The 18,057-nt window shown below is 59.8% G+C and carries 27 protein-coding genes; 14 read left to right on the forward strand and 13 right to left on the reverse strand.

Annotation, left to right across the window (positions count from 1 at the left end):
- Nucleotides 1–2: 2 nt before the first annotated feature.
- From rplF to rpmC, 8 genes are all read right to left on the reverse strand, one after another.
- Complete coding sequence (gene rplF, locus ACWNZ3_RS16060) at nucleotides 3–536, reverse strand: 50S ribosomal protein L6 (protein ID WP_269365847.1); 534 nt, start codon at nucleotides 534–536, stop codon at nucleotides 3–5.
- A gap of 10 nt (nucleotides 537–546) precedes the next feature.
- Entirely contained in the window at nucleotides 547–939 is a 393-nt protein-coding gene (rpsH, locus tag ACWNZ3_RS16065; RefSeq protein WP_067296696.1) for a 30S ribosomal protein S8, read from the reverse strand.
- A 12-nt stretch (nucleotides 940–951) separates the two neighbouring features.
- Nucleotides 952–1,257: a 30S ribosomal protein S14 gene (rpsN, locus tag ACWNZ3_RS16070; RefSeq protein ID WP_114273610.1), complete on the reverse strand. Its 306-nt coding sequence runs from the start codon at nucleotides 1,255–1,257 to the stop codon at nucleotides 952–954.
- 19 nt (nucleotides 1,258–1,276) lie between these two features.
- Nucleotides 1,277–1,840, reverse strand: a complete 564-nt coding sequence (gene rplE, locus ACWNZ3_RS16075) for a 50S ribosomal protein L5 (protein ID WP_269365843.1) — start codon at nucleotides 1,838–1,840, stop codon at nucleotides 1,277–1,279.
- A complete protein-coding gene (gene rplX, locus ACWNZ3_RS16080) occupies nucleotides 1,833–2,144 on the reverse strand; it encodes a 50S ribosomal protein L24 (protein WP_067296689.1) in 312 nt (103 codons plus the stop codon). The genes rplE and rplX overlap by 8 nt, the downstream gene beginning before the upstream one ends.
- Nucleotides 2,144–2,512, reverse strand: a complete 369-nt coding sequence (gene rplN, locus ACWNZ3_RS16085; protein WP_039523372.1) for a 50S ribosomal protein L14 — start codon at nucleotides 2,510–2,512, stop codon at nucleotides 2,144–2,146. Before rplN ends, rplX begins: the two co-directional genes overlap by 1 nt.
- 69 nt (nucleotides 2,513–2,581) lie before the next feature.
- The gene (gene rpsQ, locus ACWNZ3_RS16090) at nucleotides 2,582–2,821 is read right to left on the reverse strand and encodes a 30S ribosomal protein S17 (RefSeq protein WP_269365841.1); all 240 of its coding nucleotides are present in this window, start codon (nucleotides 2,819–2,821) and stop codon (nucleotides 2,582–2,584) included.
- An 11-nt stretch (nucleotides 2,822–2,832) separates the two neighbouring features.
- Entirely contained in the window at nucleotides 2,833–3,039 is a 207-nt protein-coding gene (gene rpmC, locus ACWNZ3_RS16095; RefSeq protein ID WP_269365840.1) for a 50S ribosomal protein L29, read from the reverse strand.
- Nucleotides 3,040–3,243: 204 nt separating this feature from the next.
- Between rpmC and ACWNZ3_RS16100 the strand changes: the two genes are divergently transcribed.
- On the forward strand, nucleotides 3,244–3,864 hold the full coding sequence (locus ACWNZ3_RS16100) for a 2OG-Fe(II) oxygenase family protein (RefSeq protein WP_496900580.1): 621 nt from the start codon (nucleotides 3,244–3,246) through the stop codon (nucleotides 3,862–3,864).
- A gap of 97 nt (nucleotides 3,865–3,961) precedes the next feature.
- On the opposite strand, the gene ACWNZ3_RS16105 is transcribed toward ACWNZ3_RS16100, so the two are convergent.
- Nucleotides 3,962–5,080, reverse strand: coding sequence for a hypothetical protein (locus tag ACWNZ3_RS16105; RefSeq protein ID WP_496900581.1), 1,119 nt, complete (start codon nucleotides 5,078–5,080; stop codon nucleotides 3,962–3,964).
- Nucleotides 5,081–5,270: 190 nt separating this feature from the next.
- Here ACWNZ3_RS16105 and ACWNZ3_RS16110 point away from each other — a divergent pair, with 190 nt between their 5' ends.
- From ACWNZ3_RS16110 to ACWNZ3_RS16170, 13 genes are all read left to right on the forward strand, one after another.
- Nucleotides 5,271–5,837: a hypothetical protein gene (locus tag ACWNZ3_RS16110; protein WP_496900582.1), complete on the forward strand. Its 567-nt coding sequence runs from the start codon at nucleotides 5,271–5,273 to the stop codon at nucleotides 5,835–5,837.
- Nucleotides 5,838–6,046: 209 nt separating this feature from the next.
- A complete protein-coding gene (gene rpsJ / locus ACWNZ3_RS16115) occupies nucleotides 6,047–6,364 on the forward strand; it encodes a 30S ribosomal protein S10 (protein WP_005849850.1) in 318 nt (105 codons plus the stop codon).
- 13 nt (nucleotides 6,365–6,377) lie between these two features.
- Nucleotides 6,378–7,250, forward strand: a complete 873-nt coding sequence (gene rplC, locus ACWNZ3_RS16120) for a 50S ribosomal protein L3 (RefSeq protein WP_269365828.1) — start codon at nucleotides 6,378–6,380, stop codon at nucleotides 7,248–7,250.
- Nucleotides 7,247–7,864 (forward strand): 50S ribosomal protein L4, encoded by a 618-nt coding sequence (rplD, locus tag ACWNZ3_RS16125; protein ID WP_067296672.1) that lies wholly within the window; start codon nucleotides 7,247–7,249, stop codon nucleotides 7,862–7,864. Before rplC ends, rplD begins: the two co-directional genes overlap by 4 nt.
- Nucleotides 7,861–8,157 carry a 50S ribosomal protein L23 gene (locus ACWNZ3_RS16130; protein ID WP_067296670.1) on the forward strand — a complete coding sequence of 99 codons (297 nt, stop codon included), beginning with the start codon at nucleotides 7,861–7,863 and terminating at the stop codon, nucleotides 8,155–8,157. The genes rplD and ACWNZ3_RS16130 overlap by 4 nt, the downstream gene beginning before the upstream one ends.
- A gap of 258 nt (nucleotides 8,158–8,415) precedes the next feature.
- Nucleotides 8,416–9,267, forward strand: a complete 852-nt coding sequence (locus tag ACWNZ3_RS16135) for a delta-class carbonic anhydrase (RefSeq protein ID WP_269365825.1) — start codon at nucleotides 8,416–8,418, stop codon at nucleotides 9,265–9,267.
- A gap of 272 nt (nucleotides 9,268–9,539) precedes the next feature.
- On the forward strand, nucleotides 9,540–10,382 hold the full coding sequence (gene rplB, locus ACWNZ3_RS16140; protein WP_067296666.1) for a 50S ribosomal protein L2: 843 nt from the start codon (nucleotides 9,540–9,542) through the stop codon (nucleotides 10,380–10,382).
- Nucleotides 10,383–10,385: 3 nt separating this feature from the next.
- On the forward strand, nucleotides 10,386–10,664 hold the full coding sequence (gene rpsS / locus ACWNZ3_RS16145; protein ID WP_067296663.1) for a 30S ribosomal protein S19: 279 nt from the start codon (nucleotides 10,386–10,388) through the stop codon (nucleotides 10,662–10,664).
- Nucleotides 10,665–10,667: 3 nt separating this feature from the next.
- Entirely contained in the window at nucleotides 10,668–11,048 is a 381-nt protein-coding gene (gene rplV, locus ACWNZ3_RS16150; protein ID WP_025054725.1) for a 50S ribosomal protein L22, read from the forward strand.
- The gene (gene rpsC / locus ACWNZ3_RS16155) at nucleotides 11,048–11,755 is read left to right on the forward strand and encodes a 30S ribosomal protein S3 (RefSeq protein ID WP_067296660.1); all 708 of its coding nucleotides are present in this window, start codon (nucleotides 11,048–11,050) and stop codon (nucleotides 11,753–11,755) included. Before rplV ends, rpsC begins: the two co-directional genes overlap by 1 nt.
- An 11-nt stretch (nucleotides 11,756–11,766) precedes the next feature.
- Nucleotides 11,767–12,180 (forward strand): 50S ribosomal protein L16, encoded by a 414-nt coding sequence (gene rplP, locus ACWNZ3_RS16160; protein ID WP_067296658.1) that lies wholly within the window; start codon nucleotides 11,767–11,769, stop codon nucleotides 12,178–12,180.
- 561 nt (nucleotides 12,181–12,741) lie between these two features.
- On the forward strand, nucleotides 12,742–12,843 hold the full coding sequence (locus ACWNZ3_RS16165; protein ID WP_496901913.1) for a Fic family protein: 102 nt from the start codon (nucleotides 12,742–12,744) through the stop codon (nucleotides 12,841–12,843).
- 193 nt (nucleotides 12,844–13,036) lie between these two features.
- Complete coding sequence (locus tag ACWNZ3_RS16170) at nucleotides 13,037–13,213, forward strand: hypothetical protein (RefSeq protein ID WP_269365818.1); 177 nt, start codon at nucleotides 13,037–13,039, stop codon at nucleotides 13,211–13,213.
- 185 nt (nucleotides 13,214–13,398) lie between these two features.
- On the opposite strand, the gene tuf is transcribed toward ACWNZ3_RS16170, so the two are convergent.
- The 4 genes from tuf to rpsL form a co-directional block, all read right to left on the reverse strand.
- Nucleotides 13,399–14,574 carry an elongation factor Tu gene (gene tuf / locus ACWNZ3_RS16175; RefSeq protein WP_269365791.1) on the reverse strand — a complete coding sequence of 392 codons (1,176 nt, stop codon included), beginning with the start codon at nucleotides 14,572–14,574 and terminating at the stop codon, nucleotides 13,399–13,401.
- Nucleotides 14,575–14,668: 94 nt separating this feature from the next.
- A complete protein-coding gene (gene fusA / locus ACWNZ3_RS16180; RefSeq protein ID WP_274575967.1) occupies nucleotides 14,669–16,795 on the reverse strand; it encodes an elongation factor G in 2,127 nt (708 codons plus the stop codon).
- A 77-nt stretch (nucleotides 16,796–16,872) separates the two neighbouring features.
- Nucleotides 16,873–17,343 (reverse strand): 30S ribosomal protein S7, encoded by a 471-nt coding sequence (rpsG, locus tag ACWNZ3_RS16185; protein WP_067294877.1) that lies wholly within the window; start codon nucleotides 17,341–17,343, stop codon nucleotides 16,873–16,875.
- Nucleotides 17,344–17,440: 97 nt separating this feature from the next.
- Nucleotides 17,441–17,812 carry a 30S ribosomal protein S12 gene (rpsL, locus tag ACWNZ3_RS16190; protein WP_025063456.1) on the reverse strand — a complete coding sequence of 124 codons (372 nt, stop codon included), beginning with the start codon at nucleotides 17,810–17,812 and terminating at the stop codon, nucleotides 17,441–17,443.
- Nucleotides 17,813–18,057: the final 245 nt, after the last annotated feature.

Raw genomic sequence — 18,057 nt, forward strand, 5'->3', positions numbered from 1 at the left:
CCTTACTTCTTCTTGCCTTCTTTGCGGAAGATGAACTCGCCCTTGTAGCGGATGCCCTTGCCCTTGTAGGGCTCGGGCTTGCGCCACGCGCGGATGTTCGAAGCAACCTGACCAACAAGCTGTTCGTCAATGCCTTCCACAACGATTTCGGTCTGCTTGGGCGCAGAGACGGTCACGCCTTCAGGCGCAACATAGTCCACGTCATGCGACAGGCCGAGGTTCAGTTTCAGAGTGTTGCCGGTCATCGCGGCACGATAACCAACACCCTGGATTTCCAGCTCTTTCTTGAAGCCGTCGGTCACACCGGTGACGAGGTTCGCCACCATGGTGCGGGACATGCCCCACTGCTGGCGCGCGCGCTTGGACTTGCCGCGCGGCGTCACGGTGATCACATTGTCCTCGACCGTGATGGTCACATCGTCGGTCGCCTTGAAGCTGCGGGTCCCCTTGGGGCCTTTCACTTCGACGGTCTGGCCGGAAACGGACGCGGAAACACCGCTGGGCAGTGCGACCGGTTTTTTACCAATACGAGACATCGAATTCTCCTTAGAATACGGTGCAGAGCACTTCGCCGCCAACATTGGCAGTCCGTGCAGCAGCATCCGACATCACACCCTTGGGGGTGGAGACAATCGACACACCCAGACCCTGACGGACCTGCGGGATGTCATTGGCGCCCATGTAGACGCGGCGACCGGGCTTGGAAACCCGCTTCAGCTCGCGAATGACAGGTTCACCCTCGTAGTACTTCAGGCTGATTTCGATGGCGGGGTGGCCGTCGGCGCCCGTCATCTTTTCATAGCCGCGAATGTAGCCTTCGTCGGCCAGCACATCCAGCACCCAGGCACGCAGCTTGGAAGCCGGTGTCATGACGGTGGACTTGCCGCGCATCTGGCTGTTGCGGATGCGTGTCAGCATATCTGCGATAGGATCGTTCATCTGATGCGCTCCTTACCAGCTCGACTTGACCATGCCGGGGATCTGGCCCGAGGAGCCGAGATCACGCAGCGCGATACGCGAGATTTTGAGTTTACGGTAATAGGCGTGCGGACGGCCCGTCAGCTGGCAGCGGTTGTGCAGGCGCACGGCGCTGGAGTTGCGGGGCAGTTTCGCCAGCTTCAGGGAGGCGCGGAAACGCTCTTCCATCGGCTTGCTTTCATCGCTGATGATCTCTTTCAGCGCGGCACGCTTTGCTGCGTATTTCTTGACCAGTGCTTCACGCTTCTTTTCGCGTGCGATCATGGATTTCTTAGCCATATCTAATCCTTCCCCGCGCTCAGGAGTTGAAAGGCATGTTGAAGGCTTTCAACAATGCTTTCGCTTCTGCGTCGGTTTTCGCCGTTGTGGCGATGACGATGTCCATACCCCAGGTCTCATCGACCTTGTCGAAATCGATTTCGGGGAACACGATGTGCTCTTTCAGGCCCATGGCATAGTTGCCGCGGCCGTCGAAAGACTTGCCCGAGATGCCGCGGAAGTCGCGGATACGGGGCATTGCGATCGTGATCAGACGATCCAGGAATTCATACATGCGCTCACCGCGCAGGGTCACTTTCGCGCCCAGCGGCATGTCTTCACGCACACGGAAACCGGCGATGGATTTCTTGGCCACGGTGGTCATGGCTTTCTGGCCTGCGATCGCGGTCAGGTCTTCCTGCGCGCTCTTGGCCTTCTTGCTGTCACGCACGGCTTCGGCACCACAACCGATGTTCAGCACGATCTTGTCGAGGCGCGGAATCATCATGTCGTTCTTGTAGCCGAACTCTTCACGCATCTTGGCGCGGATCTCGTCGCGGTAGACGCTCAGAAGACGGGGTGTGTAGGTTGCAGTATCAAGCATCGATCACGTCCCCCGTGGTTTTTGCAAAGCGCACTTTCTTGTCGCCTTCGATTTTGAAGCCCACGCGTGTCGCCTTGCCATTGGCATCGACGATGGCGAGGTTGCTCAGGTCGATCGGCATCGCCTTGGGGATGCGGCCGCCCTGGCTTTCCTGGGACTGGCGTGTGGCGCGGATGGAAATGTTGATCCCGTCCACAACGGCCTTGCCGGATTTCGGGTCAACAGACGTGATCGAACCCGTCTTGCCCTTGTCCTTGCCTGCCAGAACGATGACCTTGTCACCTTTGCGAAGTTTAGCAGCCATTACAGCACCTCCGGCGCAAGCGAGATGATCTTCATGAAGTTCTTGCCGCGCAGCTCGCGCACAACCGGGCCAAAGATACGTGTACCGATCGGCTCGTTGTTGTTGTTCAGGATGACGGCGGCGTTACGGTCGAAGCGGATGGCGGTGCCATCCTCACGACGTACTTCCTTGGCGGTGCGAACAACGACGGCCTTGCGGACGTCGCCCTTTTTCACACGACCGCGGGGGATGGCTTCCTTGACCGACACGACAATGATGTCGCCGACGGACGCGTACTTGCGCTTGGAACCACCCAGGACCTTGATGCACTGAACACGGCGTGCGCCGCTGTTGTCAGCAACATCCAGGTTGGTCTGCATCTGGATCATTTGGTTTCTCCCGACCTTTGGGGGGCGATGCGTGCCTTGTCCCCAGGGTTTCGATTAACGGTTGGTGCTTCAGGCCTCAGCGGTCTGCAGCACTTCCCAACGTTTGGTTTTCGACTTTGGTGCACATTCGATGATGCGGACACTGTCGCCCACCTTGAATGTGTTGTTCTCATCGTGCGCCCGGTACTTCTTGGACTTACGGATGGTCTTTTTCAGAACCGGGTGCGTGAAACGGCGTTCCACGGAAACGGTGACTGTCTGTTCGTTTGCGTCGGAGGTCACGACACCGGACAAGATACGCTTGGGCATAGGTGCTCTCCTTATTCCGCAGCAGCCGCTTGAGCGGCCTTTTGGTTCAACACTGTTTTCACACGGGCGACGTCACGCTTGACGGTACGCAGACGTGCGGGGTTTTCCAGCTGGCCGGTGGCTTGCTGGAAGCGCAGGTTGAAGGCTTCTTTCTTCAGGTTGACAAGCTCGTCCCGGAGCTGATCCGGCGTCTTGTCATGCAGTTCCTTGGCGTTCATTGACGCTTTCCTTTCAACATCACCAGCAGGCCCCTAAAGGGTGACCATGATTCTGGTGGAGTTCATGATGAAGGGTGCCAATACGCCGGGAGCCGATTTAACGCAACCCCTGTTGTCGGATTGGGCCATTTTGCGTGGCAAAGACCGTCACTTCGCCCCTTCTTACCACTCGCCTTGCCCGCGTCACTGGGGTATCCAGCCGCCATGACCGATATCAGATCCCTCTTCGTGACCCGCCTTTACCATGCCGCCCTGTCGGCGCATGGCCCTGCCATCGACCCGGACGAGATGGAGGCCTCCTGTTATTCCATCGCAGAGGATGACGAGGCGGGGCAGCAATGGTCGGAAGACAACGGATACCCCGGCTATACTTCCTACGCCTCGCTGACCGACCTGCCCTACCGCTTTCCGATCTTCAAGGATCTGGTCAAGGCGCTGGACAAACATGTGGCGGATTTTGCCAGGGATCTGCAATTCGACCTGGATGGCAAGCAGCTGAAGCTTGAGGACCTGTGGATCAACATCCTGCCCGAGGGCGGCATCCACACCGGCCACCTGCATCCGCACTCGGTGATTTCCGGCACGACCTATGTCGCCATGCCCGACGGGGCCAGCGCCATCAAGTTCGAGGACCCGCGCCTGCCGATGATGATGGCCGCCCCCGGCCGGCTGAAGGACGCCCGGCCCGAAATGCGCACATTTGCCTATGTCGCGCCCAAGGTGGGTGATGTCCTGCTGTGGGAAAGCTGGCTGCGCCACGAGGTGCCGATGAACATGTCCGAGGACGACCGCATCTCCGTCAGCTTCAACTACAGCTGGGGCTGAAGCTGGCAGGTCAGCGCAGCAATGCCCCCGCCGGTAGCTGCGCGGACGGGGGTCTGGCTCTGCTTTACTATATCTGCACTATATAATGTGCGCGCGATCACTTGTCGGTGGGTTTGGGGGCTTCTTCCGTGTCACCGGCCGGTTGATCCGCAGTACCGGCATCCTCCGTGCTTTCGCTGTCCGAACCGGCATCTGACTGGGCATCACCAGCCGGCGCATCGGCGTTTTCCGATCCTTCGGCGGCGGAGCCCTCCGCAGCCGCCCCATCCGTGCCGGATTGAACCGCTTTATCGCCATCCCGGGGGCTGTCCTCTGTCCCCTTTGCAGAAGTGCCATCGCCGGGCGCTGTCGCTTCGCTGCCCTGAGCTGTATCACCCGATTGCAATTCGCTCATCCGCCGTTCCGCCTCAAGCAGCGCGTTCGACCGCTCCTCAAGGTTCGCGGTCAGATCGGTCACCATCTGCTGGACCTCCTGCCGCTGCCCCTCCGCCTGTTCCACGTCGGTGGCCAATGCGCTGCGCTCTGCCGTCAGCCGCTCGATGTCGGATTGCAGCGTCTGCCTGCGCGCTTCCATCTCGGTCAGGCTGGTTTCCATCGTGGTCACCTGCGCGCGCAGATCCGTCTCCTGCTGCGTCAGTTCCTGCATCTTCTTTTCAGCGACGGCGGCATCCTCTGACAGGCGCGCGCTGTCGTCGGTCAGGGTTGCCAGAGTCTCGCGCAATGTCGCTTCTTCGGACCGCGCCTCTTCAAGGCGGGCGTTCACATCGTTCAGCTCCTGCGACTGCGCGTCGATTTCCGTGGTCAGGCCGCTCTTGCGTTGCTCGAACCCGGCGATCTCTTCCCGCATCGGCGCCAGTTGCGCTTCCAGTTCCTCGATCTTTTGCTGCTGTTGCGCAACTGTGCTCTCGGCTTCGGATTGCTGGTTGCGCAACCCGTCCAGCTGTGGCTGCAGCGTGTCGATTTCACCCTGGACCGCATCGCGATCCCCCTCCAGCGTCGCGACTTCGGGTTGCAGGCTGGCGATCCGTGCCTGCAGATCCTCGACAGTTCCGCTGGCCTCGGCGCGCTGACTGATGTCGCTTTCAAGCTGCTGGATCGTCCGATCCGACTGCGACTGCGCAGTAACAAAGTAAAGCGCCGTGCCCCAGCCAAGAACCGCAACCGCACCGACCGCCAACAGTTCCGTGTTCCACGATGTCTTCTTGCTGTCAGCCATGATGTGTTTCCCCCTGCGGGCCGCGCGGCCCTGTAAAGTTGTCAATATTTCGTGATCAACGCCCATGCGGCGCGACAGGTTCCACGATATATATATCAATGACCGGTGCCGGTGCCTGCCGCAGCACAGCGCGCGCACTGCACAGCAAAGAATCCTGACACTGCCAGGCCAAACGCGGTAAGGTTCCAGAATGACAGTTCGCCTCTCCCCCCTCCGGTTTCCGCCTGCCCTCCTGCTGGCGCTCATCCTCGCGTTCTGCATGACGCTGATCCCCGCGATCACCCATGCCGCAACCATCAAGGATTTTGTCGGCTCCTACGAAGGCGAAGCGGAGGTGATGGTGGACGGCGTCCCGCAGAAACGGAACATGAGCGTCACGATCGCGCCGACCAAGGAGGGGTTCAAACTCAGCTGGACCTCCGCCACCCACCGCGAGGACGGCCGGATCAAGGAAAAGTCCTATTCCATCGGATTCGTCCCAAGCGCCCGCGACAACATCTATCAATCCGCGATGAAGACGAACCTTTTCGGCAAGGCCACGCCGCTGGACCCCTTGCAGGGCGAACCCTTTGTCTGGGCCCGGATTGAGGGTGACACTTTCTCCGTCTTCTCGCTGTTCATCGACCCGGCGGGGGATTACGAGATGCAGGAATTCCACCGCACGCTAGCCCCCGGCGGGCTGGACCTGTTGTTTCGCCGCGTGCGCGAAGGCACCATAGAGCGCGAGATCAGAACCCTGTTGCGCCGCAAGGACTGAACCGACAGCCGTTCGGGCGGTCCCTGCAGATCGGCCAGCAGTCAGAACTCACCCCTTGCCACCTCCCCCCGCATCCCCTATAGCACGGCCATTGAGTCGGGGTGCGTCCACACGCGCCCCGTTTCAGTTACACATCAAGACGCGACGAGGGCGAGCGATGAGCGCCTGTCCTCCAATCCGTTGACATCCCAAAGACAAGGGATTTGCACATGGCTCAAAGCCAGAACATCCGCATTCGCCTGAAGGCGTTTGATTACCGGGTGCTTGATGCCTCCACCCAGGAAATCGTCAACACCGCCAAACGCACCGGCGCCTCCGTTCGCGGCCCCATTCCGCTGCCGAACAAGATCGAGAAATTCACCGTTCTGCGTGGTCCCCACGTTGACAAGAAATCCCGTGACCAATTCGAGATCCGCACGCACAAGCGCCTGCTGGACATCGTTGATCCGACTCCCCAGACCGTGGACGCGCTGATGAAGCTCGACCTGGCCGCTGGTGTGGACGTCGAGATCAAGCTGCAATCGTAAGGAGGGCAAGAACATGTTGCGCTCAGGCGTTATTGCGAAAAAAGTCGGCATGACCCGACTGTTCATGGAAGACGGGCGTCAGATTCCCGTTACCGTTCTTCAACTCGACAAGCTTCAGGTTGTCGCACAGCGTACCACCGAAAAAGACGGCTATACCGCCGTTCAGCTCGGTGCGGGCACAGCCAAGGTCAAGCGGACCTCCCAGGCGATGCGCGGCCACTTTGCCGCCGCCAAGGTTGAACCCAAGCGCAAGGTTGCCGAGTTCCGCGTGGACGCGGAAAACCTGATCCCCGTTGGTGAGGAAATCATCGCGGACCATTACTTTGCCGGTCAGTATGTTGACGTTGCAGGCACCTCCATCGGTAAAGGTTTTGCCGGTGCGATGAAGCGCCACAACTTCGGCGGTCTGCGGGCCTCGCACGGTGTGTCGATCTCGCACCGTTCGCACGGTTCCACAGGCCAGTGTCAGGACCCCGGCAAGGTGTTCAAGGGCAAGAAGATGGCCGGTCACATGGGTGCTGCCCGTGTCACCACCCAGAACCTCGAAGTTGTCAAAACCGACAGCGCACGTGGTCTGATCATGGTCAAGGGCGCCGTCCCCGGCTCCAAGGGTGGCTGGGTCACCGTCAAGGACGCGGTCAAGAAACCGTTCCCCGATGACGCAATCCTGCCCGCCGCGCTGAAGTCCGCCGCCGACGAAGCCGCGAAAGCCGCTGAAGAGGCAGCCGCCGCAGCCGCAGCCGAGGCAGAAGCCGAAGCCAAGCGTCTGGCCGAAGAGCAAGCAGCAGCCGAAGCCGAAGCGCTGAAAGCCGCTGAAGCCGAAATCGCAGCCGAAGGTTCCGATGAGCCGGCCGCTGACGAAGACAAGAAAGAAGGTGACGCATGAAACTCGATGTCATCAAACTCGACGGCGGCAAGGCCGGATCGGTAGACCTGGACGAGGCCCTGTTCGGCCTTGAGCCGCGCGCCGACATCCTGCACCGCGTCGTGCGCTGGCAGCGTAACAACGCCCAGCAAGGCACGCACAAGGTCAAGACACGGTCCGAAGTGAGCTACTCGACCAAGAAGATCTATCGCCAGAAAGGCACCGGCGGCGCACGCCACGGCGCACGTTCTGCACCGATCTTCCGCAAGGGTGGTATCTACAAGGGCCCGACCCCGCGCAGCCACGGTCACGAACTGACCAAGAAGTTCCGCAAGCTGGGCCTGCGCCACGCGCTGTCCGCCAAGGCGAAAGCCGGTGCATTGGTCATCATTGATGACGCGATGTCCGATGGCAAAACAGCAGCTCTGGCCAAGCAGGTGAAAAACCTCGGCTGGAAGCGGGCGCTGATCATTGACGGTGCAACCGTGAATGAGAACTTCCTGCAAGCCGCGCGCAACATCGAAGGTCTGGATATCCTGCCGACAATGGGCGCAAACGTTTACGACATCCTCAAGCGTGACACCCTGGTGATCACCAAGGCGGGGATCGAAGCACTGGAGGCCCGTTTGAAATGACCGCCAAGCACGAACATTACGACGTGATCCGCAAGCCGATCATCACCGAGAAAGCGACAATGGCGTCGGAAAACAACGCCGTCGTCTTTGAAGTGGCGATGGGCAGCAACAAGCCCCAGATCAAGGAGGCCGTAGAGGCGCTCTTTGGTGTCAAGGTGAAGGCGGTGAACACGACCATCACCAAAGGCAAGGTCAAGCGTTTCCGTGGCCAGATCGGCACACGCCGGGACGTCAAGAAGGCCTATGTGACGCTGGAAGAAGGCAACACAATCGACGTCTCCACCGGGCTGTAAGGCCCGAGACGCGAAAAGACGCAAAGGCCCTCCGCGCAAGCGGGGGGCCTTTTTCTGTTTCGCGGTGCAGGTTTAGCGCATTTGCACCGCCGGCGGCAATCTACCTTACATATTTGTAAGCAAATTCTGGGCCTTAGAACCTATACAGCCTGTGCTGATGAGGAGTATGCCAAGCGCAGGATTGGAGTTTGGACCTGCCGAGGTACAGTCCGCATATCCATGGTCCGGTCCGTTACAGGAACTATTATGGACTCTAAAATGAGACAATATCTTGTGGCAGCATTCGCGTCGATTGCGCTGTTCAACACTGCCTTCGCCGATGAACCCGTTGATGCCTCCGACTCCACCATTGCCGAACAACGCGCGGCACTTGCCTCCAGCGCCGACGGCGTTGGCTTTGGCCCGCAATCCCCGCGTGACATCAGCGTGACCACGGGCAGCAACCCGCGCGTCTTTGGTGCGGCACCTGCCTATACGCAGATGAACCTTTGCAACATCCACTTCCACGAAAACGCGGAGCACCGCGGCGGCGAGTTCACGACCTACGCCGGAAATGGCGATGGCCACGGCAACGGAACCGGCTTCAAGTATGATGGTGAGTTGACCGCAGCCGAACTTGCACCGCTGGATCACAAGGTCGGTGTCAACGAGCATGGCGATCTTGAGCCAGGTGACACCATCGAGGTTCACTTTGTCTATTCCACTGCCCAGGTTGAACCGGGCCCGACATTGGGGGCCTGCCTGAACGATGCCATCGGCAACCCGCAGCTGCGGGTCGAGGCCGAAGTCATGGTCCTGGTGAACGATGAACAGGCGCTGGATTTCACCAAGCTGGCGCAGGTTGATAAAGTGAACGGCTACTACCAGGCGCCCAATCTGCTGGAAACGCTGGGGGAACCCGTGACCTATGCCGGATCGACAACCGGGCCGGGGTACAATGAAAAGGCGTCGCCTTTTGAGGTCACATGGAACGTCCGGCCCAAGGTTGCGCATGTGAGCATCCAGTCCGTCGAAACCTGGCTCAAGGACAACCCGTTTGAGGAAGACCACGCCCATGGCGTCCGCAATCTGGTGGTTAACCCTGACCTGCTGTCTCCGATCACCCATTGAGGGGCGGCTCAGGATACTGACATGTGGCTGCCGGGGACAGTTCGCGGGATTTGGGGTCTAATCACTTGACCCTCCCCGCGTCCTCCCCTACACGACCCCATCGGCAAAGCCCCGGATTCGTCCGGGGCTCTGTCGTTGTTTGTATGCCGGGCGGTACACGCCCTGTGTACATCCGGTGCACAGGTTGTGCGCCAATCCCTCGGGGACCTTCGGGGCCCTATAAACCATAGCCAGCCTCGCGCTGGCACACAGCTAAACGGAAGACAGACAACATGGCACTCAAGTCGTACAAACCGACGACGCCGGGCCAGCGTGGGCTGGTACTGATCGACCGTTCGGAGCTTTGGAAAGGCCGCCCGGTCAAAGCCCTTACTCAGGGTCTGACCAAATCCGGCGGACGGAACAACACCGGACGGATCACAATGCGTCGTACAGGTGGTGGTGCAAAGCGCCTCTACCGTATCGTTGATTTCAAACGCAACAAGCTGGACATGTCCGCTGTTGTCGCGCGGATCGAATATGACCCGAACCGGACAGCCTTTATTGCCCTGATCCAGTACGAAGATGGCGAACAGGCCTATATCCTGGCCCCTCAGCGTCTGGCCGTCGGCGACAAGGTCATCGCAGGCGCAAAGCAGGACATCAAGCCGGGCAACGCAATGCCTTTCTCCGGCATGCCCATCGGCACAATCGTCCACAACATCGAAATGAAGCCCGGCAAAGGCGGTCAGATCGCCCGTGCCGCAGGCACCTACGCACAATTCGTAGGCCGCGATGGCGGCTATGCCCAGATCCGTCTGAGTAGCGGCGAACTGCGCCTGGTGCGTCAGGAATGCATGGCCACCGTCGGTGCCGTGTCGAACCCCGACAACTCCAACCAGAACTACGGCAAAGCGGGCCGCATGCGTCACAAGGGCATCCGCCCCTCTGTGCGTGGTGTCGTAATGAACCCGATCGACCACCCCCATGGTGGTGGTGAAGGCCGGACCTCTGGTGGTCGTCATCCGGTGACCCCATGGGGCAAGCCGACAAAGGGTGCCAAGACCCGCAACAAGAACAAAGCGTCCAGCAAGCTGATCATCCGCTCGCGGCACGCCAAGAAGAAGGGGCGTTAATAGATGTCTCGTTCAGTATGGAAAGGCCCTTTTGTCGACTCTTATGTCCTCAAGAAGGCCGAAGCGTCGCGTGAGAGCGGCCGGAACGAAGTGATCAAGATCTGGTCGCGCCGTTCCACGATCCTCCCGCAGTTTGTTGGCCTGACGTTCGGCGTCTACAACGGTCACAAGCACATCCCCGTCAACGTCAGCGAAGACATGATTGGTCAGAAGTTCGGTGAATATTCCCCGACACGGACCTACTACGGTCATGCCGCCGACAAAAAAGCAAAGCGGAAATAAGCCATGAGCAAGGATAAAAATCCCCGCCGCGTGGCAGACAACGAAGCCCGCGCAAAACTGCGCATGCTGAAAACGTCGCCGCAGAAACTGAACCTCGTTGCCGGCCTGATCCGCGGAAAGAAGGTGGAACGTGCCCTCACGGACCTGACCTTCTCCAAGAAGCGGATCGCGCAGGACGTGAAGAAATGCCTTCAGTCCGCCATCGCCAACGCCGAGAACAACCACAACCTTGACGTGGACGAGCTGATCGTGGCCGAAGCCTATGTCGGCAAGAACCTGACCATGAAGCGCGGTCGCCCGCGTGCGCGTGGCCGGTTCGGCAAGATCATGAAGCCGTTTGCCGAAGTCACCATCGTCGTGCGTCAAGTTGAGGAGCAAGCATAATGGGTAACAAAGTAAACCCGATCGGCATGCGCCTGCAGGTCAACCGCACTTGGGACAGCCGCTGGTACGCCGATACGAAGGACTACGGCGATCTTCTGCTGGAAGACCTCGCCATCCGCGCCTTCATCAAGGAAGAGTGCAAGCAGGCCGGTATCGCCCGCGTGATCATCGAACGTCCGCACAAGAAGTGCCGCGTCACGATCCACACCGCGCGTCCCGGCGTCATCATCGGCAAGAAAGGTGCGGACATCGAAGGTCTGCGTCAGAAGATCGCCAAGATGACCAGCTCGGAACTGCACCTCAACATCGTTGAAGTCCGCAAGCCCGAACTGGATGCCGCATTGGTCGGTGAAAGCATCGCACAGCAGCTGGAGCGCCGGGTTTCCTTCCGCCGCGCCATGAAACGTGCGGTTCAGAACGCCATGCGTATGGGTGCCCTGGGTATCCGTGTGAACCTCGCAGGCCGCCTTGGCGGTGCCGAGATCGCCCGGACCGAATGGTACCGCGAGGGCCGCGTGCCTCTGCACACACTGCGTGCGGACATCGACTATGCCCACGTGGAAGCCGAAACGGCCTATGGCATCATCGGGATCAAGACCTGGATCTTCAAAGGCGAGATCATGGAACATGATCCGGGTGCCCGCGATCGCAAGCACCAGGAACTTCAAGACGGCCCAGCACCTCGCGGTGCCGGCGGTCGCCGGTAAGGAGCAGATAGATGCTACAGCCAAAACGGACGAAATTCCGCAAGCAGTTCAAAGGCTCGATCAAGGGTCTGGCAAAGGGCGGGTCTGACCTGAACTTTGGCACCTACGGCCTGAAGGCGCTGCAGCCTGAGCGTGTCACAGCACGCCAGATCGAAGCCGCACGCCGTGCCATGACGCGCCACATGAAGCGTCAGGGCCGCGTCTGGATCCGTATCTTCCCGGATGTCCCGGTCACCTCCAAGCCTGTCGAAGTGCGTATGGGTAAGGGTAAAGGTTCCGTCGACTTCTGGGCAGCCAAGGTGAAGCCGGGCCGGATCATGTTCGAAATCGACGGTGTCGGTGACGACGTGGCCCGCGAAGCGCTGCGCCTGGCCGCGATGAAGCTGCCGATCAAGACACGGGTTGTCGTCAGAGAAGATTGGTAGGCGGTGCGCATGAATGCGCACCCTACGTAGGGTGTGCGCTCTGCGCGCACCTCTGCTGACCAAGATATAGAGATATGAAAGCCCCCGCTGAGACATCAGCGGGGGCTTTCTGTTTGCCTGCCGCTTCTTACAGACTCTTGCGCAACGATACCTCGCATATGATATATAGCGATGAAGCGCTTTTGAGTGTGCGAGTGGAGAGCATGGCGAACAACACGAAAAAAACCGTAGTAAACGGGGGCTGGATCGCCCGTAACGCAAAAAGCGGTAAGTTCGTCGCAGTCGGGACGAACGCGAGTACGTCGAAAAGCAACCCGAAGACGGTTAAGACGATTAAAGAAGTCTCCAGCAAGCGAGGCGTTGCGTTGCAGCGACTTGCGGATCGGTAAACGCCATTACAGGATAACACTCGCCGACGCGTTGGCCGCTCACGATGAAGCGCTAACCTATGGAGGTCGTGATGGTGTTTCCAGCCTTCACCTCATCCAGTCCGCAATTTCGAGGCCATACTCTGGCTACCACCGCTCGATCGCGGCAAAGGCTTCTGCGCTTTTGGAAAGCGTGGTTGGCAACCACGGGTTTATTGACGGCAACAAGCGCACAGCCTGGATTCTGGTGGAGCTGTTGATCAAGACACGGGTTGTCGTCAGAGAAGATTGGTAGGCGGTGCGCATGAATGCGCACCCTACGTAGGGTGTGCGCTCTGCGCGCACCTCTGTTGACCAAGACGTAGAGATATGAAAGCCCCCGCTGAGACATCAGCGGGGGCTTTCTGTTTGCGCGATATCCCATGCTATGGATTTTGCATCATGTCAGCGATAGGCTCGTCGCATCCCATAACAAAAGGTCCAGCGCGATGAAGAAAGTACCCAAGCCGACGACCGATGCCGCCCTCATCAAGGCCTTCCTGGACAAGGGCGGAGAGGTGAAGAAGGGCAAGACCAAGCCGATGCGCGAAGACCTCGGGCTTAGCAACAATCAATGGGGCAGCAAGCTGACCAAGGAAGAAAAAGCGGCGAAGAAGGCCAGGTAGCCCGCTTTCCACGCCTGAGCCCCTGCCCTGCCCGCTCCGGCCCCCACAGGCCTGCAATAGGCCCCGCCAGGCGCGGTCTGCGCGCTACTGCCCCCTCCCCCCCCCAACGACAAAGGCCGCCCCCTGTGGGAGCGGCCTTGCCTGTTCGTGTGCTCAGGAGCGCGCCCTTGCGGGCGCGTGCCCGATCAGTCGGTGATCTTCGACACCACGCCCGCACCAACGGTGCGGCCGCCTTCGCGGATCGCAAAGCGCAGGCCCTGCTCCATCGCGATCGGCGCGATCAGTTCAACGCCAAAGGACACGTTGTCGCCCGGCATCACCATCTCGGTGCCTTCGTTCAGCTGAACCGTGCCGGTCACGTCGGTGGTCCGGAAGTAGAACTGCGGACGGTAGTTCGCGAAGAACGGCGTGTGACGGCCGCCCTCTTCCTTGGTCAGGATATAGGCTTCGGCTTCGAACTTGGTGTGCGGGGTCACGGAACCCGGCTTGCACAGCACCTGTCCACGCTCGACGCCTTCACGCTCCACGCCACGCAGCAATGCGCCGATGTTGTCGCCCGCTTCACCACGGTCCAGCAGCTTGCGGAACATTTCAACGCCTGTGCAGGTCGTCTTCTTGGTGTCGCGGATGCCGACGATCTCGATCTCGTCGCCCACGTTGATCACGCCACGTTCCACACGGCCGGTCACAACCGTACCACGGCCGGAGATCGAGAACACGTCCTCGACCGGCATCAGGAAGGGCTGGTCAACCGCACGCTCGGGGGTCGGGATCCATTCGTCAACCGCAGCCATCAGCGCGCGGATCGAATTCTCGCCGATCTCGGGATCGCGGCCTTCCATCGCCGCCAGCGCGGAGCCGGGGATGACCGGGATGTCGTCGCCGGGGTATTCGTAGGAAGACAGCAGCTCGCGGATTTCCATTTCCACCAGTTCCAGCAGTTCCGCGTCGTCCACCTGGTCGACCTTGTTCATGTAGACAACCATGGTGGGGATGCCCACCTGGCGGCCCAGCAGGATGTGCTCGCGGGTCTGGGGCATCGGGCCGTCAGCCGCGTTCACAACCAGGATCGCGCCGTCCATCTGCGCCGCACCGGTGATCATGTTCTTGACGTAGTCGGCGTGGCCGGGGCAGTCGACGTGGGCGTAGTGACGCGCATCGGTCTCGTATTCCACATGCGCGGTCGAAATGGTGATCCCGCGGGCTTTCTCTTCGGGTGCGCCGTCGATCTGGTCATACGCACGGAAGTCGCCGAAATACTTCGTGATCGCCGCTGTCAGAGTTGTCTTGCCGTGGTCAACGTGACCAATCGTGCCGATGTTAACGTGCGGCTTGTTACGTTCAAACTTTGCCTTTGCCATGGTGTGGCTCCTTCATTTTTATTCAAAACGGTGCGTGCACGGCACACACCCTACGGGTTGGTGTAGGGTGCGTGGTTTCCCACGCACCGCTGGATCAAGCGAATTTGGACTGGATTTCGTCCGAGATGTTCTGCGGCACGGCCTCGTAATGGTCGAACTGCATGGTGAAGTTCGCACGGCCCGACGACATCGACCGCAGCGTGTTGATGTAGCCGAACATGTTGGCCAGCGGCACGAAGCAGTCGATCGCAATCGCGTTGCCGCGTGTGTCCTGACCCTGCACCTGACCGCGACGCGACGTGAGGTCGCCAATGATGCCGCCGGTGTATTCCTCGGGCGTCACCACTTCGACTTTCATGATCGGTTCCAGCAGTTTCGCACCGGCCTTCTTCATGCCTTCGCGCATACCCATCCGGGCCGCGATTTCGAACGCCAGCACCGAAGAGTCAACATCGTGGAACTTACCGTCGATCAGCGCCACCTTGAAGTCGATGACAGGGAAGCCCGCCAGCGGACCGGAGTCCAGAACCGACTTGATACCCTTTTCCACACCCGGGATATATTCCTTGGGCACGGCACCACCGACGATGCGGCTTTCGAAGGAATAGCCTTCGCCCGGCTCCGTCGGCATCAGGATCATCTTCACCTCGGCGAACTGACCGGAACCACCGGACTGTTTCTTGTGGGTGTAGGTGATCTCGGCTTCGCGCGTAATCGTTTCGCGGTAAGCCACCTGCGGTGCACCGATGTTCGCTTCGACCTTGAATTCACGCTTCAGGCGATCCACCAGGATGTCGAGGTGAAGTTCGCCCATGCCCTTCATGATGGTCTGACCGGATTCGAGGTCGGTCTCCACGCGGAAGGACGGGTCTTCGGCAGCCAGACGGGCCAGACCTGCGGACATCTTTTCCTGGTCGGCTTTTGTCTTGGGCTCGACCGCGATCTCGATCACCGGATCCGGGAAGGTCATGGTTTCCAGCACCACCGGATCGTTCTGGGCACAAAGCGTGTCACCTGTGGTGGTGTCTTTCAGACCCGCCAGCGCGATGATGTCGCCCGCAAAGGCTTCTTCGATTTCCTCGCGGTTGTTGGAGTGCATCATCATCATACGGCCGATGCGCTCTTTCTTGCCCTTGGTGGAGTTCAGGATGTTGTCACCCTTGTTGATCTTGCCCGAATAGATGCGGGTGAAGGTCAGCGAGCCGACGAAGGGGTCGTTCATGATTTTGAACGCAAGGCCCGAGAACGCCATGTCGTCATCCGCGCGGCGCGGGATGTTGCGGGTTTCCGTTTCGTCACCGGGTTTGAAGCCCATGTAATCGACAACGTCCAGCGGGCTGGGCAGATAGTCGATCACGGCGTTCAGCAGGGGCTGCACGCCCTTGTTCTTGAACGCGGAACCGCAGAGGACGGGAATGAACTTGATCGCCAGCGTACCCTTGCGGATCAGCTTGCGCAGCGTGTCCACGTCCGGCTCTGCGCCGTCCATCAGGTAGTTTTCCATGGCGTCATCATCCATCTCGACCGCAGTCTCGATGAGGTGGGCGCGCCATTCGTCGGCCTGTGCCTTGAGGCTGTCGCGGATCTCGCGCTGTTCCCAGGACGCGCCGAGGTCTTCACCGGCCCAGACCCATTCTTTCATGGTCACAAGGTCGACCATGCCCTCAAGCTCGTTTTCGGCGCCGATCGGGATCTGGATCGGTGCCGGTGTCGCACCGGTACGGTCCTTGATCATCTTCACGCAGTTGAAGAAGTCGGCGCCGATCTTGTCCATCTTGTTGACGAAGACGATGCGCGGCACCTTGTAGCGGTCGGCCTGGCGCCAGACAGTCTCTGTCTGCGGTTCGACACCGGCGTTGGCGTCAAGCACGGCAACCGCGCCGTCGAGAACGGCCAATGAACGCTCAACCTCGATGGTAAAATCCACGTGGCCGGGCGTGTCGATGATGTTCATCCGGTACTTGGTGTCGGATGTGGCATCTGCTGTCGGCTCTTCCTGGCGCTGCCAGAACGTTGTCGTCGCAGCGGAAGTGATGGTGATGCCGCGCTCCTGCTCCTGCTCCATCCAGTCCATCGTGGCCGCACCGTCGTGGACCTCACCGATGTTGTGGCTCTTGCCGGTGTAGAACAGGATGCGTTCCGAACATGTGGTCTTGCCGGCATCGATGTGCGCCATGATGCCAAAGTTGCGATAGCGTTGAAGCGGATAGTCGCGTGCCATTGGGAGGTGTCCTCAGAGGTCTTGCGTTAAAAAGGGTCAGGGGCCACGCGTATCGCAGCCCCGATCTTTGAAGTGAATTACCAGCGGTAGTGGCTGAATGCCTTGTTGGCATCGGCCATCTTGTGCGTGTCTTCACGCTTTTTCACGGCTGTGCCACGGGATTGAACGGCATCCAGCAGTTCCCCGGCAAGACGTTCTTCCATGGTGTTCTCGTTGCGCGAACGCGCGGCCTTGATCAACCAGCGGATCGCCAGCGCCTGACGACGCTCGGGACGCACTTCCACGGGCACCTGGTAGGTCGCACCACCGACGCGGCGCGAGCGCACTTCGACGGAGGGCTGGATGTTTTCAAGTGCTTCGTGGAACACTTCGATGGGCGCGCGTTTGATCTTGTCCTCAACGCGGGTCATCGCATTGTAGACGATTGTTTCGGCGACGGATTTCTTGCCGTCGATCATGAGGTTGTTCATGAATTTGGTCAGAACCAGATCGCCATACTTGGCGTCCGGCAGAACTTCGCGTTTTTCAGCGGCGTGGCGGCGTGACATGTCGTTGTCTTCCTTCGTGGGCTCGGGTGGTGCGCATCAATGCGCACCCTACGGATGGATGAGTAGGGTGCGCATTGACTGCGCACCGCTGCACAAATTACTTCGGACGCTTGGCACCGTACTTGGAACGGCGCTGCTTACGATCCTTGACGCCTTGCGTATCCAGAACGCCGCGCAGGATGTGGTAACGCACACCGGGAAGGTCTTTGACACGGCCGCCGCGGATCAGGACTACGGAGTGTTCCTGAAGGTTGTGGCTTTCACCCGGAATATAGCTGATGACCTCAAAGCCGTTGGTCAGGCGCACCTTGGCAACCTTACGCATGGCCGAGTTCGGTTTCTTCGGTGTGGTGGTGTACACGCGGGTACAGACGCCACGCTTCTGCGGGCATTCCTGCAGGTGCATGGATTTCGAGTATTTACGCTTCGGCTGCCGCGGCTTGCGGATCAGCTGTTGGATCGTTGGCATTCCGGTTTATCCCCGTTCTGTCTCATATCAGATGCACGAGGAGCACCCCATGCGGTTTCAAATTCGATGCTTTACCTTCGGCAAAGCAAAAACACCGCAACGTTCCCGTACCGAGGAAAACGAGGCGGTGGGGTTACAGAGGACCGGATCAGCATTAGACCGGGTCTTGACCACGTAGCTTATGATTTCGGGCCAGCAGGGGTTGCCCCACGTCCCGGATAGCGCGCGTATAGGCCGTTGGGCAC

Source organism: Sulfitobacter sp. IGS-18 (assembly GCF_059628195.1).

What these genes read in the sequence shown, in the direction of transcription:
- ACWNZ3_RS16100 (WP_496900580.1), top strand. Translation starts at nt 3,244, where the DNA reads ATGACCGATATCAGATCCCTCTTCGTGACCCGCCTTTACCATGCCGCC.
- rplE (WP_269365843.1), bottom strand. Translation starts at nt 1,840, where the DNA reads ATGCTTGATACTGCAACCTACACACCCCGTCTTCTGAGCGTCTACCGC.
- rpsG (WP_067294877.1), bottom strand. Translation starts at nt 17,343, where the DNA reads ATGTCACGCCGCCACGCCGCTGAAAAACGCGAAGTTCTGCCGGACGCC.
- ACWNZ3_RS16110 (WP_496900582.1), top strand. Translation starts at nt 5,271, where the DNA reads ATGACAGTTCGCCTCTCCCCCCTCCGGTTTCCGCCTGCCCTCCTGCTG.
- rpmC (WP_269365840.1), bottom strand. Translation starts at nt 3,039, where the DNA reads ATGAACGCCAAGGAACTGCATGACAAGACGCCGGATCAGCTCCGGGAC.
- rplF (WP_269365847.1), bottom strand. Translation starts at nt 536, where the DNA reads ATGTCTCGTATTGGTAAAAAACCGGTCGCACTGCCCAGCGGTGTTTCC.
- tuf (WP_269365791.1), bottom strand. Translation starts at nt 14,574, where the DNA reads ATGGCAAAGGCAAAGTTTGAACGTAACAAGCCGCACGTTAACATCGGC.
- rpsJ (WP_005849850.1), top strand. Translation starts at nt 6,047, where the DNA reads ATGGCTCAAAGCCAGAACATCCGCATTCGCCTGAAGGCGTTTGATTAC.
- rplX (WP_067296689.1), bottom strand. Translation starts at nt 2,144, where the DNA reads ATGGCTGCTAAACTTCGCAAAGGTGACAAGGTCATCGTTCTGGCAGGC.
- ACWNZ3_RS16105 (WP_496900581.1), bottom strand. Translation starts at nt 5,080, where the DNA reads ATGGCTGACAGCAAGAAGACATCGTGGAACACGGAACTGTTGGCGGTC.
- rplD (WP_067296672.1), top strand. Translation starts at nt 7,247, where the DNA reads ATGAAACTCGATGTCATCAAACTCGACGGCGGCAAGGCCGGATCGGTA.
- rpsH (WP_067296696.1), bottom strand. Translation starts at nt 939, where the DNA reads ATGAACGATCCTATCGCAGATATGCTGACACGCATCCGCAACAGCCAG.
- ACWNZ3_RS16130 (WP_067296670.1), top strand. Translation starts at nt 7,861, where the DNA reads ATGACCGCCAAGCACGAACATTACGACGTGATCCGCAAGCCGATCATC.
- rpsQ (WP_269365841.1), bottom strand. Translation starts at nt 2,821, where the DNA reads ATGCCCAAGCGTATCTTGTCCGGTGTCGTGACCTCCGACGCAAACGAA.
- rplC (WP_269365828.1), top strand. Translation starts at nt 6,378, where the DNA reads ATGTTGCGCTCAGGCGTTATTGCGAAAAAAGTCGGCATGACCCGACTG.
- rplN (WP_039523372.1), bottom strand. Translation starts at nt 2,512, where the DNA reads ATGATCCAGATGCAGACCAACCTGGATGTTGCTGACAACAGCGGCGCA.
- rpsN (WP_114273610.1), bottom strand. Translation starts at nt 1,257, where the DNA reads ATGGCTAAGAAATCCATGATCGCACGCGAAAAGAAGCGTGAAGCACTG.
- rplP (WP_067296658.1), top strand. Translation starts at nt 11,767, where the DNA reads ATGCTACAGCCAAAACGGACGAAATTCCGCAAGCAGTTCAAAGGCTCG.
- rpsC (WP_067296660.1), top strand. Translation starts at nt 11,048, where the DNA reads ATGGGTAACAAAGTAAACCCGATCGGCATGCGCCTGCAGGTCAACCGC.
- rplV (WP_025054725.1), top strand. Translation starts at nt 10,668, where the DNA reads ATGAGCAAGGATAAAAATCCCCGCCGCGTGGCAGACAACGAAGCCCGC.
- fusA (WP_274575967.1), bottom strand. Translation starts at nt 16,795, where the DNA reads ATGGCACGCGACTATCCGCTTCAACGCTATCGCAACTTTGGCATCATG.
- ACWNZ3_RS16135 (WP_269365825.1), top strand. Translation starts at nt 8,416, where the DNA reads ATGAGACAATATCTTGTGGCAGCATTCGCGTCGATTGCGCTGTTCAAC.
- ACWNZ3_RS16170 (WP_269365818.1), top strand. Translation starts at nt 13,037, where the DNA reads ATGAAGAAAGTACCCAAGCCGACGACCGATGCCGCCCTCATCAAGGCC.
- rplB (WP_067296666.1), top strand. Translation starts at nt 9,540, where the DNA reads ATGGCACTCAAGTCGTACAAACCGACGACGCCGGGCCAGCGTGGGCTG.
- rpsS (WP_067296663.1), top strand. Translation starts at nt 10,386, where the DNA reads ATGTCTCGTTCAGTATGGAAAGGCCCTTTTGTCGACTCTTATGTCCTC.
- rpsL (WP_025063456.1), bottom strand. Translation starts at nt 17,812, where the DNA reads ATGCCAACGATCCAACAGCTGATCCGCAAGCCGCGGCAGCCGAAGCGT.